The 18406-nt window shown below is 47.0% G+C and carries 15 protein-coding genes and 1 pseudogene; 13 read left to right on the top strand and 3 right to left on the bottom strand.

What is annotated here, in order from left to right:
• The first annotated feature begins 40 nt into the window (after positions 1-40).
• The 9 genes and pseudogenes from C2759_RS06035 to rlmD all read left to right on the top strand — a co-directional run bounded on the left by C2759_RS06035 (position 41) and on the right by rlmD (position 12053).
• A complete protein-coding gene (locus tag C2759_RS06035; RefSeq protein ID WP_215353861.1) occupies positions 41-1459 on the top strand; it encodes a carbohydrate porin in 1419 nt (472 codons plus the stop codon).
• A gap of 138 nt (positions 1460-1597) precedes the next feature.
• Entirely contained in the window at positions 1598-3163 is a 1566-nt protein-coding gene (locus C2759_RS06030) for a TolC family protein (RefSeq protein WP_251366920.1), read from the top strand.
• Positions 3164-3169: 6 nt separating this feature from the next.
• A complete protein-coding gene (locus C2759_RS06025; RefSeq protein ID WP_251366919.1) occupies positions 3170-4444 on the top strand; it encodes an efflux RND transporter periplasmic adaptor subunit in 1275 nt (424 codons plus the stop codon).
• Entirely contained in the window at positions 4445-7522 is a 3078-nt protein-coding gene (locus C2759_RS06020; RefSeq protein WP_215353859.1) for an efflux RND transporter permease subunit, read from the top strand.
• 25 nt (positions 7523-7547) lie between these two features.
• On the top strand, positions 7548-8342 hold the full coding sequence (surE, locus tag C2759_RS06015) for a 5'/3'-nucleotidase SurE (protein ID WP_215353857.1): 795 nt from the start codon (positions 7548-7550) through the stop codon (positions 8340-8342).
• 29 nt (positions 8343-8371) lie between these two features.
• A pseudogene (locus C2759_RS06010) lies at positions 8372-8995 on the top strand (protein-L-isoaspartate(D-aspartate) O-methyltransferase); the annotation flags it as partial.
• Positions 8996-9003: 8 nt separating this feature from the next.
• Positions 9004-9774 carry a peptidoglycan DD-metalloendopeptidase family protein gene (locus tag C2759_RS06005; RefSeq protein ID WP_251366918.1) on the top strand — a complete coding sequence of 257 codons (771 nt, stop codon included), beginning with the start codon at positions 9004-9006 and terminating at the stop codon, positions 9772-9774.
• Between the two features lie 31 nt (positions 9775-9805).
• Complete coding sequence (locus tag C2759_RS06000) at positions 9806-10627, top strand: 3'-5' exonuclease (protein WP_215353854.1); 822 nt, start codon at positions 9806-9808, stop codon at positions 10625-10627.
• Positions 10620-12053, top strand: a complete 1434-nt coding sequence (gene rlmD / locus C2759_RS05995; protein WP_215353853.1) for a 23S rRNA (uracil(1939)-C(5))-methyltransferase RlmD — start codon at positions 10620-10622, stop codon at positions 12051-12053. The genes C2759_RS06000 and rlmD overlap by 8 nt, the downstream gene beginning before the upstream one ends.
• Positions 12054-12120: 67 nt before the next feature.
• Here the strand turns inward: rlmD and C2759_RS05990 are convergent, their stop codons facing one another.
• The 3 genes from C2759_RS05990 to C2759_RS05980 form a co-directional block, all read right to left on the bottom strand.
• Positions 12121-12435 carry an addiction module antidote protein gene (locus C2759_RS05990; RefSeq protein ID WP_251366917.1) on the bottom strand — a complete coding sequence of 105 codons (315 nt, stop codon included), beginning with the start codon at positions 12433-12435 and terminating at the stop codon, positions 12121-12123.
• Positions 12432-12731, bottom strand: coding sequence for a type II toxin-antitoxin system RelE/ParE family toxin (locus C2759_RS05985; protein WP_215353852.1), 300 nt, complete (start codon positions 12729-12731; stop codon positions 12432-12434). Before C2759_RS05985 ends, C2759_RS05990 begins: the two co-directional genes overlap by 4 nt.
• A gap of 228 nt (positions 12732-12959) precedes the next feature.
• Entirely contained in the window at positions 12960-13661 is a 702-nt protein-coding gene (locus C2759_RS05980) for a Bax inhibitor-1 family protein (protein ID WP_215353850.1), read from the bottom strand.
• A 294-nt stretch (positions 13662-13955) separates the two neighbouring features.
• Between C2759_RS05980 and ndk the strand changes: the two genes are divergently transcribed.
• From ndk to hisS, 4 genes are all read left to right on the top strand, one after another.
• Positions 13956-14381, top strand: a complete 426-nt coding sequence (gene ndk / locus C2759_RS05975; protein ID WP_046330292.1) for a nucleoside-diphosphate kinase — start codon at positions 13956-13958, stop codon at positions 14379-14381.
• Between the two features lie 91 nt (positions 14382-14472).
• Positions 14473-15672 (top strand): 23S rRNA (adenine(2503)-C(2))-methyltransferase RlmN, encoded by a 1200-nt coding sequence (gene rlmN / locus C2759_RS05970; protein ID WP_215356681.1) that lies wholly within the window; start codon positions 14473-14475, stop codon positions 15670-15672.
• Between the two features lie 18 nt (positions 15673-15690).
• On the top strand, positions 15691-16959 hold the full coding sequence (gene ispG, locus C2759_RS05965; protein ID WP_215353849.1) for a flavodoxin-dependent (E)-4-hydroxy-3-methylbut-2-enyl-diphosphate synthase: 1269 nt from the start codon (positions 15691-15693) through the stop codon (positions 16957-16959).
• Positions 16960-17038: 79 nt separating this feature from the next.
• Positions 17039-18367: a histidine--tRNA ligase gene (gene hisS, locus C2759_RS05960; protein ID WP_215353848.1), complete on the top strand. Its 1329-nt coding sequence runs from the start codon at positions 17039-17041 to the stop codon at positions 18365-18367.
• The last annotated feature ends 39 nt before the right edge of the window (positions 18368-18406 follow it).

Below are 18406 nucleotides of genomic sequence, written 5' to 3'. Positions count from 1 at the left end.
TTAGATTGTTGTTGATACGCTAAGTATTATGAAATTCTGAATGACCCACAAATCCTACCTTTTTCTGCTGAGCTTGCTCGCTGCCATTTGCAGCCAATCTGCGCTTGCTCAGAAAGCGGGATCAGGCTCCGATCAGATTGCAAGTTTTGCTGCCCCCATTGATGGTTTTCCCACTGAGGGTGAGCTCTTTGGATTGCCAGTCAATATTCACGGGCAAACAACATATATCAATCAACGCTATAAAAATTTCAACTCCCCCTATTCTGGTCAGAATAGTTTGAATGCTCAAAACTCGATGAGTTATAGCTGGTCTGGAACCTTATTCATGGGCGCACGTATTGCTCCCGACACCGATATCTATTTCAATCCAGAAGTCGTTTCTGGAGTGCCCTTTTCTGGATTAGTCGGACTGGGTGGATTTCCTAACGGTGAGGGTAATAAAGCTTCTGGTACACAAGCCAAGTTTTATTCTGCCCGTGCCTTTGCTCGTCACACCATCAATCAAGAGGGCGATAAGCTTGTTCTAGAGGATCAAGCTAATCAAATTACCCAAACTATCAGCAGTAATCGCGTAGTGCTGACTGGTGGTCAGTTCTCTACGCTCGATATTTTTGACGATAGCCGTTATGCCAAAGACCCCCGCATCCAGTTTATGAACTGGGGCAATATGACTTATCTAGCTTATGACTATGCAGCCGATGCGAGAGGTTATAGCTGGGGCTTAGCGGGTGAGTGGTATCTCGATAACTGGGTGATGCGCGCCTCCCGCATGCTCGCTCCCAAGTCACCGAATGGTCGTGACCTCAATTGGCAAATCTTTAATGCCTATGGTGATCAATTGGAAGTAGAGCGCCAACACAACATTGCCGACTTGCCAGGCAAGGTCAGCGTCTTAGCCTACCGCAACAAAATGATCTTGGCGCGCTTTGAAGATGCTACGAACTATATTGATCAAAATCCAGGAGCACGTCAGGGTACGCAAGCGATTAACAATGTACGCAATAGCAATCAAATTAAGACGGGCATTGGTATACATGGTGAGCAGGCCTTGACCAAAGACCTTGGCATCTATGGTCGCGCATTCACATCAGATGGTCAGACCGAGACCATGTCGTTTACTGAGGCAGACAATTCCATATCTGTGGGTATGGGTATGAATGGCACTAGTTGGCAGCGCCCCAGTGACAGCATCGGTATTTCGATGATGCAAAACGGTTTATCCAGTTATCGCCGTGGCTATCTACAAGCAGGAGGCGTGTCTTATTTCATTGGTGACTACGCTAGTCCTAGTCAGACGATTTCTTATTCACCTGAGCGGATTGGTGAGGTCTATTACAACGCTACTGTGATCAAGAACGTGCTTGCGGGTGTGAACTTCCAGCACATCATCAATCCTGCCTATAACTCTGCGCGTGGGCCGGTAAACATCCTGTCTTTCAGGGTTCATGCTGAATTCTAGGTATTGCAAGCATGGATAAATTCATTATTGTCTTTAGAATCAATAAGATAAGAATTCGTATTTCGTGGACATTTGCGCCCGGCACCCTATAATCATTAAAACCCCTTGAAATGTAGGGAAATCCACATTCAAGGCTAAATGAACAGCATTAGTGCAGATTTAGAGGCAGCCGATTTGATTCACGGCCGGATGACAACTAACAAACTGATTGTTGCAAGCGCAAACCCTGCAAAGTGGCTTGCTTATGCTTCACTGTTTTTTGTTGCCTCTGTTTTTGCGCAAACTTCACCCCTTAATTCATTGATCCCTGCCACTGTTACTGTGCAGGCAAATGAAGCCCAAGATCTCTTGTCCACACCCCCAGTTGTTAGCAATCAGTCGGCCAATCCTGCGAATGCTGCATCTCTATTTGCACCAGTTACTAAGAGTGATACCCCCAAGATTTATACCAAGGGTGCACCATCTGGTCCAACGGATATGGATTTGCGTCAACTGTGGAATGAGCTCAAACTCAATAATCCACAGTTATCTTCATTGCGTGAGTCTTATTTATCTGCCAAGGCAACCGTGCCACAGATTAACGCGCCAGCCAATCCACAAGTAGGTTTAGTCTGGTCAGGCATGCCAGTCAACTCCCCATTTGCACTGGGTGGGGCAAATACACCAACGCCACAGAATCCTAATGGGATCAGCAGTAACAACGCAATCTCGATAGCCCAGCCATTTCAGTTCCCAGGCAAGAAGAGTTTGGCATCCGATATTGCCAATACAAACGCTGAGGCACTTTTAGCGCAAAGCGAATCTACCTACTTGCAGCTAGGCGCTCAACTATCGACTTTGTATTACACCGCCTTGGCATCGCAGAAACAACTGCAGGTTCTCAAAGAATCAGTCATGCGTTTGGAGATGATTAAGAACGTAGCTAAAGCACGTTACTCTAATAATGCCGCTGCTTATGTTGAATATCTCAACGCTCAAGTGGCACAAAGCGCAGCGCAAGCCGATCAATTTAATGTTGAGCGTCAACTATCGGTTGCCTTAAACAATATCAATACTTTGGTGGGTCGTCACTCGAGAGAGAAGTTGATCTTGCGCGGTGATGTACGTCGCGCAATGAATAGCGTACCCACTTTGCTGGAGCTAGAAGACTATGCGGAAACTAGCCATCCATCATTAAAGAGCTCCGCTTTGCAATTAGAGGCTGCTCGTAAGGGTGTTGATTTGGCAAAGAAGGCCTACCTACCGGATTTCCAAGTGATAGGCTCATCCTTTACTCCGCGCGGTCCATTCTCAGCTAACAACGGCGCGATGTTTTATCAGCTAGAGCTTGATCTCATCATCCCACTATATTTCTTTACCAAAGAGAAATATGGGGTAGAGCAGGCGCAGCGCAATCAAGCAGCTGCTGAGGCAGGCAATATCTCCAATCGTCAACAAATTGTGCTGGCTGTGAATAGCGCCTTTGCAAGCTACGAGCAAGCCAAGAATCAAACCCAATTTCTAAAGGAGCGCCAAGTTCCTCAAGCAGATGCTGCTTACAAGGTTGGTTTAACTCAGTACTCAAATAATGGTCAGGGATTCAACGATTTGCTGACAGCGCAAACGCAATTGCGCAATCTCGAAGTTCAATTAGCGCTAGCGGAAAGTAATTTATTGCAAGCGCAAGCAGTGTTGCTAGTGACATCTGGCAAAGAACCTTTTTAAGGAGCAGTGTTGAAAGACCAAATTCTTTCTTTTTTAAAGCAGTTGGCTGACAAGGCAAAGCCCATCACCGATAAGGTCTTGCGCTTTGGCGGTCATCGATTGCAGCTAGCTTTTGCTAGTGTTGCCGGCTTGTATTGGAACTTGAGCCCTCAAAACCGTAGTCGCGTTCGTTTAGCTGCTGTTGCATTCGCTATTCTTTCTATAGGCATCGTTTTGGGTCGCATTACCAACGTGAATCGCAACGTTAAAATCGAAGTCTCTGATAAAGCATTGAAAGTTGAGAAGAGCGGCATTCTCGAGCTGAAGTTAGCTGGCGTAAAACTCAATCCAGTAGTGTATGTTTTCCAAACTGCAGAAAAAGTACAGGTACCGGTAGATATTAAAGTGACTGGTCGTCTAGCCTTTAATGCTGAAAAATCTAAAGTGTTATCTGCGCGTGCACCCGGTCGAGTAGAGCGTATCTTTGCTTTTGATGGTGCACAAGTCAATGTGGGCTCTCCAATAGTTGAGCTCTATAGCCCTGAATTCCTTTCAGCCCAGCAAGAGTATTTGCTCTCCTCTAAGACCGCAAGAGTGTTGGAATCCAGTAAGACGATGAGTGACCTGCTAGGTGATGCTCGCATCACCCAGCAAGCGGCCGCAAATCGGATACGCAATCTCGGTGCTGGTGATGGCGACATTAATGCAATTGAAGTGACTGGTAGAACCCAAACTAACTTAGTGATGCGCTCCCCTTTAAAGGGAGTAGTGGTCAAACGCAGCGTTGAGCCAGGTGCCACCGTGAACTCTGGCGATGTGATTGCTACTTTGGCTGATCCAAAACAGCTCTGGTTCTTGGGTAATGTGTTTGAGCAGGACTTGCGCTTAATTAAACCAGGACAAAAAATCGTTTTACGCGTAGAGGCATATCCTGATAAAGAATTTGTGGCCTATGCAAACTATATCGCTCCCACAATTGATCCACAAACCCGTGCCTTATTGGTGCGTGCAGAGATTGAGAATCACGATGATCTTCTGCGTCCTGATATGTATGCATCGGCAAAACTGACTACCGGTATGGCCGACGCCATTGTCGTTCCGCAAACCGCAGTGGTACGGATTCGGGAAATGCGTTACGTGATTGTGAAAGTCGGAGATGAGGTCTATCGCCGCCTTCCTGTTAAAGGCTATGACCTAAACAGTAAGACCTTTGCGATTACTGAAGGTGTAGAGCCTGGTGCGCGTATCTTAGCTGAGGGTGCTGTCTTGTTAAATGATCGATTTGCTAAGCAGGAAGACTAAGTGAGCGCATTTACCTCCTTTATTCGAGGCGTACTTGAGAAACGCGTGCTGGTCATCGTTGGCTCAGTCGTGCTCCTCGGTTTGGGGATGTTCAGTCTTTCTAAATTACCAATTCAGCCATACCCAGGAGTTGCGCCATTAACAATTCAGGCGATTTCTCAATGGCCAGGCAGAAGCACTACCGAGGTAGAGCAGCAAGTCACCATCCCTGTAGAAAATGCCTTGGCAGGTATTCCTGGTTTACAAGCCTTCCGTTCGGTTTCTTTATTTGGTTTGTCAGTTGTGACGCTCAAGTTCAACGATACGACCGATCCTTTTAAAGCGCGCCAAACTTTCATTACTAGCTTAGCTAATGTGAGTTTTCCACCTGGAGTCACATCTAGCATTAGTCCAGACTCTGATGCCACTGGCGAGATCATGCGTTACGAGGTGAAGTCAGATTACGCCTCATCTACACAATTAAAGACATTACAGAACTACGAAATTTATAAGGAGCTCAAGCAAACGCCTGGCGTAGCTGATGTCTCCTCATTCGGCGGAAGGGTTCGCCAATACCAAGTCATCGTCAGCCCAGAAAGTCTGCAATCTAAAGGCGTGAGTGTCAATGAGTTGATCGCCGCCTTAACCAATGCCAATAGCAATACAGGTGGTGGACTATTGCCCAGTGGCGAGCAGCAGTTTGTGGTTCGCGGCGTAGGCCTCCTAAAAAATATTGATGATATTAAGCGGGTGGTTGTTTCTATTCATGATGGTGTACCAATTCGAATTGGTGATGTTGCCAGGGTGGAGATTGGTAATGCTCCGCGATTAGGCATGTTCCAGTTCAATGACAACCCAGACTCAGTCGAAGGTATCGTTTATTTACGTCGCGGTGAAAATGCCACCGAAGTATTGGCGAGGGTTCGCAATACGGTTGAGAACATCAACAAGCAAGTACTCCCGCCCGGAATTGAGGTAGTGCCGTTCTATGATCGCCAAGTCTTGCTAGATATCACGATCGGTACTGTTAAGCACACCCTATTCTTTGGTATCTCATTGGTGCTAGCCGTACTCTTTTTCTTTTTAGGTAACTTACGTGCCGCAGCGGTAGTAGCAGCCGTCATCCCATTAGCACTCTGCGTGTCGTTTATTCAGATGCATTTGTGGAGCGTGCCAGCCAATCTGATTTCATTAGGAGCGATTGACTTCGGTGTCATCGTCGACTCGGCGGTAATTCTGACCGAGAACGTCATGCGTCACTTGGAAGAGGGCGGCAAGAGACTCAATCAAAGCATCATCTTGGCAACGAGTGAAGTGCAGCGCGCCATGATCTATTCCACAGGAATCATCATCGTTGCCTACTCACCCCTGTTCTTCATGGGTGGAGTAGAGGGCATTATCTTTAAGCCAATGGCATTCACTATGGGCTTTGCCTTGATTGCCGCCATGATCCTGAGTCTCACTTTCTTGCCTGCCATGATCTCTCTGGTATTCGGTGAGAACTTACATCACAAGCCACCAGGATTTATGACTAAGCTGCTCAGTGGCTATAAACCACTCTTGCGAAAATGGATGGACCGCCCGTTAACAGTAGTTTCTGTTGCGGTATTTGTTCTGGGCCTGACCTTATTAAGTGTTACTCGCCTAGGCACAGCCTTCTTGCCAACTCTAGAAGAGAACAATATTTGGCTACGCGTCACTTTGCCAAATACAGTGGACTTAGATTATTCCGTCAAAATTGCTAATCAACTGCGCGAGACTTTCTTAAAGCAGCCAGAGATTGAAAAGGTTGCCGCTCAAATTGGTCGACCTGATGATGGCACGGATTCTACTGGCGTATTTAACCAAGAATATGGTCTCTATTTAAAGAGCCCAGAGAAAATGCCAAACGGGTCTAGCAAAAAGGATTTAATTGCCCATTTAGAGCTAGAGCTCAATAAGATTCCTGGCATCACTTATAGCTTCTCTCAATACATTCAGGACAATGTGAATGAAGCGCTATCAGGAGTGAAGGGTGAGAACTCCGTCAAAATCTATGGACCGGATTTGGAGGTCTTGGACCAAAAAGCCCATGAGGTGATTAATCAACTCAAAAAAGTACGCGGTGTAGCGGATGAGGGCATTCTGAAGGAATTAGGTCAGCCGACTTTAAATATTCAGATTGATCGGGAGCGCGCTGCACGTTATGGCATTAATGTGAATGATATTCAAACGGTTGTTGCCAATGCGATTGGTGGCGCTGCTGTGACAAATCTTCTCGAAGATGAAAAGACATTTGGCATCGCAATTCGCTTAAATGAAGGTAGTCGTAATGACGTTGCCGATATTGGCCACCTACTAGTTGATGCGCCCAATGGGGCGTCGATTCCTTTATCAATGGTTGCTACGGTTCAGCTAACAGATGGCCCATTCTTCATCTATCGTGAAGCAGGTAAGCGTTATATCGCAATTAAGTTCAGCGTACGTAACCGTGACTTAGGTAGCGCTGTAGAGGATGCACAATTTTTAGTAGAAAAAAACATTACCTTGCCACCTAACTATTCCATTAGCTGGGATGGTCAATTTAATCAAATGAAGCAGGCGCAGAAGAAGTTGATGCTGATCGTGCCATTGGCATTGCTGGGTATCTTCTTATTGCTGGTGAGTGCTTTTGGTAATTTCCGGGATGCAGTCATTGTGATGATTAATGTTCCCTTTGCTGCTATTGGAGGTGTGATCGCATTGCACCTGGCAGGCGAGACCTTAAGCATTTCAGCCTTCTTTGGATTCTTATCCTTGTTTGGTATTGCGATTCAGGATGGTGTGATTCTGATCTCCTTTATTAATAAAACGGCCGCTACCGAGCATGGTGAGATGAAGGATGTGATGGTAGAGGGTGCCTCTTTGCGAGTTCGCCCGGTACTGATGACAGCGGCACTGTCTGGATTAGGGTTATTGCCGGCCGCTTTATCTCACTCGATTGGCTCTGAGGCCCAGCGTCCTTTAGCCCTGGTGATCGTGGGTGGTATGGTGACGACGACTATTTTGACCCTCTTGGTATTACCAGTAATATATGGATGGTTTAGAGGTCGCGCATTAACCCAAATGGCAAAGGCCTAGGGCTGCTAAGAAGGTATTGATATTCATGAGTGAAAACACAAAACAGCCGCACATTCTGATTTCGAATGATGATGGCTATCTTGCGTCTGGTCTTTTAGCCTTGGTTAACGCTATTCGTCCACTAGGTCGCGTCACAGTCATTGCCCCCGAGCAAAATCACAGTGGTGCCTCGAACTCTTTAACGCTCTCACGACCACTCTCGATTCATCGGGTAGCGGGTGGTGAGCGTGATGGCTTCCTATTTATTAATGGCACACCAACCGATTGCGTTCACATCGCCATGACGGGTTTCTTGGATGAGAAACCTGACTTAGTCGTCTCTGGCATCAATCAAGGCGAGAACATGGGTGAAGATACTCTGTACTCAGGCACTGTGGCTGCTGCAGTTGAAGGCGTGATGTTTGGCGTTCCCGGAATTGCCTTCTCACAAATTGATAAAGGCTGGAACCGGATTGAAGATGCTGCAAAGGCAGCGCACGATATCGTTGCGCAAACTCTAGCATCCAATTTGACTCACACCGATGGCGCTGCTACTTTGCTGAACGTCAATATTCCGAATCGTCCCTATGCCGACCTCAATCGCTGGCGTGTAACGCGTTTAGGTAATCGCCACCATTCACAACCAGTGGTGGTGCAAAAAAGTCCACGTGGTGATGATATTTATTGGATTGGTGCGGCAGGACATGCAAAAGATAGTTCTGAAGGTACCGATTTTCATGCAATTGATGAAGGCTGTATTTCGATTACGCCAATGCAATTGGATTTAACGCATCATGCCCGTTTGGCTGCAATGCGCGCTAATGGCTGGACACGCGGTTGAAGTCAGCAGCAGAGCGCAATGCCGGCCATCGGCAAGCTTTAGCAGCCAAAGTGCTTGCAGCTGGGATTAAGCACGGCAAAACCTTAGAGGCCATCGCTACTGTTCCGCGCCATGCCTTTATGGATGCAGGGATGCATCCTCAGGCTTACGAAGATACTGCTTTACCAATCGGTCACTCACAAACGATTTCCAAGCCATCAGTAGTGGCACGCATGATTGAGCTTTTGCATAAGCCAAAGCAGCAATTGGGTAAGGTATTAGAGATTGGTACTGGCTGTGGCTACCAAGCCGCTGTTCTCAGCCTGCTGTCTGATGAGGTCTATTCGATTGAGCGTATTCGTCCATTGCACGATATGGCGAGAGAGAAGCTACGTCCATTTCGGATTAAAAATCTGCGCCTCATCTACGGCGACGGCATCCTAGGCTTGCCTCAGGCTGCCCCCTTTGATGCCATTATTCTGGCGGCAGCCGGTTTGGGAATTCCGGATGCTTTATTAGAGCAATTGGCTATTGGTGGACGCCTAGTTGCCCCGGTTGCCAAGAATGAGAAAGAGCAGCAATTGATTATGGTGGAGCGGATGAGCTCCCAGCGCTATCAAAGAACCGTTCTAGACGAGGTCTTTTTTGTCCCCTTACAATCAGGGGTAGTATGAAAATCCTTATGAATATGCCATCTAAATACCTCCTATTGCTTCTCGCAATGGCTTCTTTAGTACTGAATGTGGGTTGCTCAACCACGCCCAGAGCAAAACCTGCCACGGTAGTAGACCGCAGTGGTGGCAGCAGCAGTGCAACTAGTGAGCCCGCTCCGCCAGGCTACTATCGCGTCAAGCGGGGCGATACCTTGGCTCGAATTGCCTTAGATAACGGCCAGTCTCCACGCGATTTAGTGCAGTGGAACAATTTATCGAACCCCAATTTAATTGAAGTGGATGAGCTCATTTTAGTAAGGCCACCAGCCAGCAGCAAAATGACTGTGAAGCCAATTCCTAAAACTGCTGGCGATACTCCCAAAGCCGAAGTACCAAAAGTAGATGCAGCCAAAGAACCCCCTATAGAAATCGTTGCAGAGCCGGGCATTCGTTTATCTTGGCCAGCCAAAGGTAAGGTCACGGATGATTTCAGTGAAAAGACTAAAGGCATTGATATTGCCGGTAAGTTAGGTGAGCCTGTAACAGCAGCCTCTGAAGGCAAGGTGGTTTACGCTGGCAATAGTTTGCGTGGCTACGGCAATCTGGTCATCATCAAGCATGACAATACTTATCTCACAGCCTATGCCCACAACCGCACGCTCACAGTAAAAGAGGGTGATTCGGTGAAGAAGGGGCAGAAGATTGCCGAGATGGGCGATACCGATGCAACTTCAGTCAAGCTCCACTTCGAACTCCGCGTGAATGGCAAGCCGGTAAATCCAACGCCATACTTGCAGTAATTGCTTTCAATCCATTGTTAGCAATTTGAGTATGGCAACCGTTCTCGTCTTTGATATTGAAACTATTCCCGATGTGGCAGGACTGCGTCGTCTCAATGACTATCCGGGCACGCTGTCAGATAGTGAAGTGGCAAGTAAAGCCATGGCTGAGCGAGCTGAGAAAACCGGTAGCGAATTTCTCCCGCTATATTTACAACGCATCTGCGCCATCTCTTGTGTCATTCGTAGAACTAGTAAAGATGGCTCACCTCAAATTAAGGTGGGTACGCTAGGTAGTGCGCAAGATGATGAGAAGGTGTTAATCCAGACCTTCTTTGAGTTGGTTGAAAAGTACACCCCCCAGTTGGTCTCATGGAACGGTAGCGGTTTTGATCTGCCAGTGCTGCACTACCGCGCATTAGCAAATCACGTTCAAGCACCGCGCTATTGGGAGATGGGCGAGAGCCAAGAAAATGATAGCCGTGAATTTAAGTGGAACAACTACATTAGTCGTTATCACATGCGCCATCTAGATCTGATGGATCTCTTGGCGAAATTCAATGGTCGCGCTAATGCACCTTTAGATGGCTTAGCAAAACTCTGTGGTTTCCCAGGCAAGATGGGAATGGATGGTAGTCAAGTATGGCCTGCCTATCAAGAGGGCAGAATTGATGAGATTCGTCGCTACTGTGAAACCGATGTGGTCAATACCTATCTGATGTATTGCCGCTTTCAACTCCTGCGTGGGGGTTTCTCATTAGAAGAATACAAAGAAGAAATTGCTTTCGTTAAAGCGTATTTAGAGAAAGAGTCTAAAGAGCCCCATGGTGAGCAGTGGCAAGAATATCTCCTAGGCTTTACTCGGGATGCGTAGAGGAGAAAAGCCAGTCCAAATTGTGGTGACTGAGCCAGTACGAGTTGATTCTCTTGATCTAGATGCGCAAGGGATCGCACGCTTGGCGCCCAACGAAGAGGAAGCCGCTCAAGGTCAAAGCGGTAAGGTCATTTTTATTCAAGGCGCTTTGCCAACCGAGCTAGTGACTTATGTCATTACCCGTGACAAAGCCCGTTTCAGCAAAGCCAAAGTTCTCGATATTCTTAAGCCTGCTGTATTTAGAGCGGAGCCCAAGTGCAAAGCGTTCGGTGTGTGCGGTGGCTGCACTATGCAGAACTTGGACATTCGAGCTCAGGTAGCCATGAAGCAGCGCGTACTAGAAGATGACCTAAAGCATATCGCCAAAGTCGCTCCTGAAGAAATTCTTCGACCGATGGGTGGTCCCGCTTGGGAATATCGCCATCGCGCACGCTTAAGTGCCGTCAATCGCTCGATTAAAAAAGGTACTGTGCTGATTGGCTTTCATGAAGGCAAGAGTGGCTATGTCGCTGATATGACTGCTTGTGAGATTTTGCCAAAGCATGTTTCTGATTTGTTGCCAGCAATGCGACAGTTGGTCAATGGTTTATCCATTGTGGATCGCATGCCCCAAATTGAAATCGCTGTAGGCGAACCTGAGGATCCGAATTCAGAAGATCCTAAAAAAACAAAGCCGGTCACTGCTTTGGTATTCAGAAATCTTCTGCCCTTAACGCCAGCAGATGAACAGTTACTCAAAGACTTTGCTGATCAGTATCAGGTCTGGATCTGGTTGCAGCCCAAAGGTATCGAAACCGTTGCGCCGTTTTATCCATTAACAGGCAAGCTTTGTTATCGCCTGCCTGAATTTGAAATCGAGATGCCCTTCAAACCGGCGGATTTCACGCAAGTCAATCACATGATGAATCGTGCATTGGTCAGTAGGGCGATTCGCCTCTTAGATGTCCAGGCAAGCGATCGAGTGCTCGACTTATTCTGCGGCATTGGCAATTTCACCTTGCCGCTGGCAAGACGAGCAAATGCCGTCTTAGGTATTGAGGGCCTAGAAACCCTAACAACCAGAGCGAAAGCCAATGCCGAGCACAACCTGCTCGCAGACAAAGTGGGCTTTATGCAAAGCAACCTATTTGAAGTGACAACTGAAACGATTACTTCATGGGGTAAAGCTGAGCGCTGGTTAATGGATCCGCCGCGCGAAGGCGCTATGGAAATATGCCAAGCCCTAGCCCAATTGCATGAACAAGGTAGCGATCTACCACCGCAACGCATTGTCTATGTTTCCTGTAATCCCAAAACCCTGGCTAGAGATACAGAGATTCTGTGTCATCAAGCAGGCTACATTCTCAAGAGTGCGGGTATCGTCAATATGTTCCCCCACACCTCCCATGTGGAATCCATGGCAGTCTTTGATCTTGCTAATAATTAAGGATACAGAGCTGGAATGAAGCGGTGCGTAAAGAGTATGCGCCGGAAAAAGGAACGGCTAGAGGGATTTAAATTCTTTGTGCAACCAATTTAATGCCTAGAGCCCCAATAACCTTACTAATGGTATCAAAACGGGGTTTAGCATTTGGTCTTAGCGCCTTATAAAGTGCCTCACGGGTAATGCCTGTAGTTTGGGCAATTTGCGCCATACCTTTAGCTCTGGCAATATCCCCAAGAGCCTCCGCTAATAATGCATCATCACCTTCTTCAAGCACCTGGTTCAAGTATTCCGTTATCGCTTTATCACTATTTAAATAGCGCGCCATGTCAAAGTTAGGCAGTGCATCGATCTTGGTTTTCTTTATCTCTTTAACGGCTTTCATGATTCCTCCAACGTTTTTAGCATTCTTTTAACTGCCTTAATGTCTGCTGTTTGGGTCGATTTATCTCCGCCACCTAACATCACAATAATGACTTTTCCCTGCTTTATGTAATACATTCGCCATCCTGGGCCAAAATGCTCACGCATTTCACTTATTCCATCACCTACCGGCTCTATATCCCCCATGGTACCGTTCCGTACCTTTACTAGGCGTTTGGCTAGTCGGATTCTTGTTTTGAGATCGCGAATGTTATCAAGCCAATCTTGGAATTCTGGTGTTTCTTTAACCGTGTACATATTTTATATATTGTAATCGATCGAATACTAATTGCAAAGTTTTTTCCGGAAATGAGCGCTATCAAACCCCTGAGGCTTTAGTTGGTGCTAATTACTTAACTCGGAAGGTTTTTAAACCCGCAGTGGCCTTTGATCGCGCGAGAAGTTGGCATAAATAACTAGGGTAAATAGTTGGGGCAAAGAAAAAGGCACCCGCAGGTGCCTTTTCTGTTGAAGTTGAACTAATACTTAGTCTTTGTTGCCACCCATAATGCCCAAGAGTGCGAGCAAGTTGGTGAAGACGTTATAGACATCCAGGTAAATAGCTAAAGTAGCCATGACGTAGTTGGTCTCACCACCGTTGATGATGCGCTGCACGTCAACCAAGATGAAAGCTGAGAAGATCGCAATTGCGAGAACCATCACAGTGAGCATCAAAGCAGGTAATTGCAACCAGATATTAGCTAATGAAGCCACGATCAAGAGTAGTACACCTACCATCAACCATTTACCCATGCCTGAGAAGTCGCTCTTGCTCACAGTAGCAATGGTTGCCATTACAGCAAAAATTGCCGCAGTGCCACCAAAGGCCAACATGATCAAGGTAGCGCCATTGCTGTAGCTATTGAGGGTATAGCCCACTAAGCCGGACATCATGATGCCCATAAAGAAGGTGAAACCCAACAGCAACAGGACACCAGCACCAGTATCTTTGTTTTTCTCAATCGCCCAGAAGAAGCCAAAAGCGATTGCCATAAAGACGATGAAGCCTAGAAAAGGACTACCTGCCATGAAGTTAAGCCCAAAAGCAACGCCAAGCCATGCGCCAATGACAGTAGGAACCATCGAAAGCGCCAAAAGGGCGTAAGTGTTGCGCAGTACGCGGTTGCGTACTTGAGGGGTGCTAATCGAGCCAGTTTGCCCAAAGCCGTAAGAGTTTAGATCGCTCATATTGACTCCTTTTTTCAAAGTAAAAACATAAGCCCACGAGGGACTGTTGACAGTAAGTATAGACAAAATAGGGTAATTTCAAGTCCCCCATGAAAAGGACTACAACTTAAAGGGTTATGCCCTGTAAATTCAAGGGCTTAGCCACGCTCAGATCAGGGTAAATACGGTCAGCCGATGTATAATTTGGGGGTCGCTGAATTCCTAGGGCGCTGTAGTGAGCGGGAAAGAAGTTCTTTCCCGGCCTAATTCAGCGCCAATTCGGCAAAATCTTTGAAATCACTATTGGAGTTTTACATGGCTATCGAACGCACCCTTTCTATTATCAAACCTGACGCTGTAGCAAAAAACGTGATCGGCAAGATCTATGACCGTTTCGAGTCAGCTGGTTTGAAGATTGTTGCGTCCAGAATGGCGCATTTGTCACAAGCTGAAGCTGAGCAGTTCTACGCTGTTCATGCAGCACGTCCTTTCTTTAAAGATTTGGTGAGCTTCATGATTTCTGGTCCTGTAATGATTCAGGTCTTGGAAGGCGAAGGCGCCATTGCTAAGAACCGTGACTTGATGGGCGCTACCGATCCTAAGAAGGCAGACAAAGGCACTATCCGTGCTGATTTTGCTGACAGCATCGATGCAAATGCGGTTCACGGCTCTGATGCTCCTGAAACTGCTGCTGTCGAAGTTGCATTCTTCTTCGCTGGCATGAACGTTTTCAATCGTTAATTCACGATTGCTCACGAACAACCTATTTAATACATAAGTAGGCGCATTGACCTCCCCGCGCGTAAATCTCTTAGATTTTGACGCTGACCAAATGGCAGCGTATGTCGCGGGGTTGAATGAAAAGCCCTTTAGGGCCAAGCAACTCATGCAGTGGATCCACCAACGCGGTGTATCCAACATCAACGACATGAGTGATCTAGCAAAAAGCTTTAGAGCAACATTGCTTGATAAGGCAGAAGTTCTTTCACTTCCCATCATTAAAGATGAGCATGCAGCCGATGGCACCCGCAAGTGGTTGCTCGATGTTGGCGCTGGAAATGCTGTCGAATCTGTATTTATTCCTGAAGATGATCGTGGCACACTGTGTATTTCATCTCAGGCTGGTTGCGCAGTCAATTGCCGTTTTTGCTCAACTGGGCATCAAGGCTTCTCCCGCAATCTCACCGCCGGTGAAATCATTGGCCAACTCTGGTTTGCTGAGCACTTGCTCCGCACTGACCCAAATGCAGTGCGCCGTATTGAGAAGTACCCAACCCCAGGATGGGAACATACGGGTCGTGTAATTTCGAACGTGGTTCTGATGGGTATGGGTGAGCCTTTGCTTAACTATGACAACGTGGTGACGGCTTTACGTTTGATGCTCGATGACAGAGCCTATGGTTTATCACGCCGTCGCGTGACGCTATCTACCTCTGGCGTAGTACCGATGATGGATCGCTTGGCACAAGATTGCCCAGTTGCATTGGCGGTGTCGCTACATGCGCCGAATGACAAGCTACGTGATCAACTCGTTCCGCTCAATCAAAAATATCCCTTAAGAGAATTGCTTGCTGCGTGCGAACGGTATTTACCTTTTGCCCCAAGAGATTTTTTAACCTTTGAATATTGCATGCTCGATGGTGTCAATGACTCGGACATCCAGGCTAAAGAACTAGTGCGTTTATTAGCCAACATCAAGTGCAAAATTAACTTGATTCCATTTAATCCATTCCCAGAGTCTGGATTAAAACGCTCATCAGCGCAGCGTGTTCATGCCTTTGCTAGCATTTTATTAGATGCTGGCATGGTAGCCACTGTTCGCAAAACCCGTGGCGATGATATTGCTGCAGCTTGCGGTCAATTAGCGGGTGATGTGGTTGACCGTACTAGAGTGCGCGAGCGTGCCGTGCATAACAAGCAAATTCATTTGGATCAAGATGACGATATTGATAGTCTTGATGATGATGAAGAAGAAGAGCAAGAGTACCAAGCTGAACGCCCAGTGCAATGGCTTAAAAGATTAGACGACTAATTTCATAAAAAGAGTCCTATGAGTGATACCTCTAACAATTCCCCAAAGCTGCCATTAGGTCCATCGCCAAAGCGGGAAACACGTCAAGCAACGGTTGCTTGGAAAACCAACATCATTACGATTGGTGGTAACGCGCCAGTGCGCGTCCAATCGATGACCAATACCGATACTGCTGATGCAGTCGGTACTGCTATACAGATTAAAGAGTTGGCTCGTGCTGGTTCAGAGATGGTGCGCATTACTGTTGATACACCAGCTGCAGCTGCAGCAGTTCCCTATATTCGTGAGCAGCTAGACAAGATGGATGTCTTGGTGCCATTGATCGGTGACTTTCATTACAACGGTCATACCCTATTAAAAGACTATCCCGAATGTGCCAAGGCTTTATCGAAATATCGAATCAATCCCGGTAACGTAGGTAAGGGCGCTAAACGTGATCCGCAATTTGCGCAAATGATTGAAGCGGCCTGCACATACGATAAGCCGATTCGGATTGGCGTGAATTGGGGTAGCTTGGATCAAGACTTGTTAGCTAGCATCATGGATGCTAATGCAGCACTGCCAGTTCCCAAGACTGCGCAAGAAGTCATGATTGAGGCTTTGATTCAGTCAGCCTTGCAGTCTGCTGAAAAAGCGGTGGAGTTTGGTATGAATCCAAATCAAATTATTTTGTCTTGCAAAGTGAGTAACGTTCAAGATTTGGTAGCGGTGTATCGCGATCTATCCAATCGCTCAGATTACCCATTGCATTTAGGATTAACCGAAGCAGGCATGGGAAGCAAAGGTATTGTTTCTTCAACTGTTGCATTAGGTATCTTGTTGCAAGAGGGTATTGGCGACACCATTCGAGTTTCTTTAACGCCTGACCCAGGTGCGCCACGGGAAAATGAAATCATTGTGGCTCAAGAGATTTTGCAAACGATGGGCTTGCGTAATTTCACACCCATGGTGATTGCTTGTCCGGGCTGTGGCAGAACAACGAGCACCACTTTTCAAGAGCTGGCTGCCAATATTCAGTCTTACTTGCGCCAGCAAATGCCGGTTTGGAAAAAGACCCATCCAGGTGTTGAGGCAATGAATGTCGCTGTGATGGGTTGTATTGTTAATGGCCCCGGTGAGAGTAAACACGCCAATATTGGTATCTCATTGCCAGGCACTGGCGAGACTCCTGCCGCACCGGTATTCGTGGATGGTATCAAAGTCAAAACTTTGCGTGGCGAAAATATTGCTCAAGAGTTTCAGGTCATTGTCGATGAGTACGTTCAGAAGAATTACGCTCCGAAGTAAAAGTAAGCAAAAAAACCAGAGCCAAAGCTATAGCAACAACATACAACAATAATAAAAAAGAAACTGAGCAAAGCACATCATGACTGAACAGGCAAACCCAGCTAAAACGCAAAAGATTCAGAAGATTAATGGCGTACGCGGCATGAATGATCTCTTGCCGGCGGATGCTGCGCAGTGGACATATTTAGAGCATGTTCTGCGTGATCTCACACGCGCCTACGGTTACGAATTCTTACGCACCCCCATTGTTGAAGCGACGGCAGTGTTTCAGCGCGGTATTGGTGAAGTCACCGATATTGTTGAAAAAGAGATGTATTCGTTTGAGGATCGCCTGAATGGTGAGCAGCTCACATTACGTCCAGAAGGTACTGCCGCTGTCGTGCGCGCCGTGGTTGAAAACAATTTACTGTACGAAGGACCCAAGCGTCTTTGGTACACCGGGCCCATGTTCCGCCATGAGCGCCCACAACGTGGCCGCTATCGTCAGTTCCATCAATTTGGTATTGAAGCGATGGGCTTTGCTGGCCCAGATATCGATGCAGAAATCATTTTGATGGGTCAACGCCTGTGGGATGAGCTCGGACTGAAGGATGTGCGTTTAGAGATTAATTCTTTAGGCCAAGCTCCTGAGCGTGCAGAACATCGCGCCGCCTTGGTAACGTACTTCGAGAAAAGCAAAGATCAACTCGATGAAGATTCACAGCGTCGTTTATTAACGAACCCATTGCGCATCTTGGATTCTAAGAATCCAGCAATGCAAGAGTTGATTGAAGGCGCTCCCCAGTTATTGGATTTCTTGGGCGAAGAATCACTTAAGCATTTTGAGGCGGTGCAAGCACTACTCAAGGCCAATAACATTCCTTGCAAGATCAACCACCGTTTAGTGCGTGGTTTAGATTATTACAACCTGACTGTTTTTGAGTGGATTACCGAAGAGTTGGGAGCTCAAGGCACGATTGCCGGTGGTGGTCGCTATGACCCTTTGATTGAGCGTATGGGTGGCAAAGCTGCCCCAGCTTGCGGTTGGGCAATGGGCATGGAACGTGTCTTGGAGCTCATGAAGGTTTCTGGATCTTTACCGGAAGCGCCAGCTCAATGCGATGCTTTTGTTATTCACCAAGGGGGTGAGACTTTAACTGCCGCCATGATCATTGCTGAGCGCCTACGTAATGCGGGTATTGATGCCATCCTCTTTTGCCCTCCTGATGGCCAGGCTGCTAGCTTTAAGTCACAAATGAAGAAGGCCGATGCGAGCGGGGCAGCCTATGCTGTCATCATTGGTCCGGATGAATTGGCTCGGAATGAGGCTCAACTGAAAGATTTACGTAGTACTGGTGAACAGAAGGCGGTAGCCCTGGACAGCGTTGTAGAAGCAGTAATTGACGCCATAGTTGGCGCCACCGAATAGAATTAAGACATTCATTATTAATACTGTATTTATTTGCTT

Origin of the sequence: Polynucleobacter sp. MG-Unter2-18, assembly GCF_018687675.1 — a bacterium.
In the GTDB taxonomy this organism is placed as follows: domain Bacteria; phylum Pseudomonadota; class Gammaproteobacteria; order Burkholderiales; family Burkholderiaceae; genus Polynucleobacter.
The sequence above is the reverse complement of the archived record's forward strand: the minus strand, read 5'-3'. Positions and strand labels throughout refer to the sequence as shown.

Coding starts and splice junctions, on each gene's coding strand:
- C2759_RS06035 (WP_215353861.1), top strand. CDS start 41: ATGACCCACAAATCCTACCTTTTTCTGCTGAGCTTGCTCGCTGCCATT.
- C2759_RS06030 (WP_251366920.1), top strand. CDS start 1,598: ATGAACAGCATTAGTGCAGATTTAGAGGCAGCCGATTTGATTCACGGC.
- surE (WP_215353857.1), top strand. CDS start 7,548: ATGAGTGAAAACACAAAACAGCCGCACATTCTGATTTCGAATGATGAT.
- C2759_RS06005 (WP_251366918.1), top strand. CDS start 9,004: ATGAATATGCCATCTAAATACCTCCTATTGCTTCTCGCAATGGCTTCT.
- C2759_RS06000 (WP_215353854.1), top strand. CDS start 9,806: ATGGCAACCGTTCTCGTCTTTGATATTGAAACTATTCCCGATGTGGCA.
- rlmD (WP_215353853.1), top strand. CDS start 10,620: ATGCGTAGAGGAGAAAAGCCAGTCCAAATTGTGGTGACTGAGCCAGTA.
- C2759_RS05990 (WP_251366917.1), bottom strand. CDS start 12,435: ATGAAAGCCGTTAAAGAGATAAAGAAAACCAAGATCGATGCACTGCCT.
- C2759_RS05985 (WP_215353852.1), bottom strand. CDS start 12,731: ATGTACACGGTTAAAGAAACACCAGAATTCCAAGATTGGCTTGATAAC.
- C2759_RS05980 (WP_215353850.1), bottom strand. CDS start 13,661: ATGAGCGATCTAAACTCTTACGGCTTTGGGCAAACTGGCTCGATTAGC.
- ndk (WP_046330292.1), top strand. CDS start 13,956: ATGGCTATCGAACGCACCCTTTCTATTATCAAACCTGACGCTGTAGCA.
- rlmN (WP_215356681.1), top strand. CDS start 14,473: ATGGCAGCGTATGTCGCGGGGTTGAATGAAAAGCCCTTTAGGGCCAAG.
- ispG (WP_215353849.1), top strand. CDS start 15,691: ATGAGTGATACCTCTAACAATTCCCCAAAGCTGCCATTAGGTCCATCG.
- hisS (WP_215353848.1), top strand. CDS start 17,039: ATGACTGAACAGGCAAACCCAGCTAAAACGCAAAAGATTCAGAAGATT.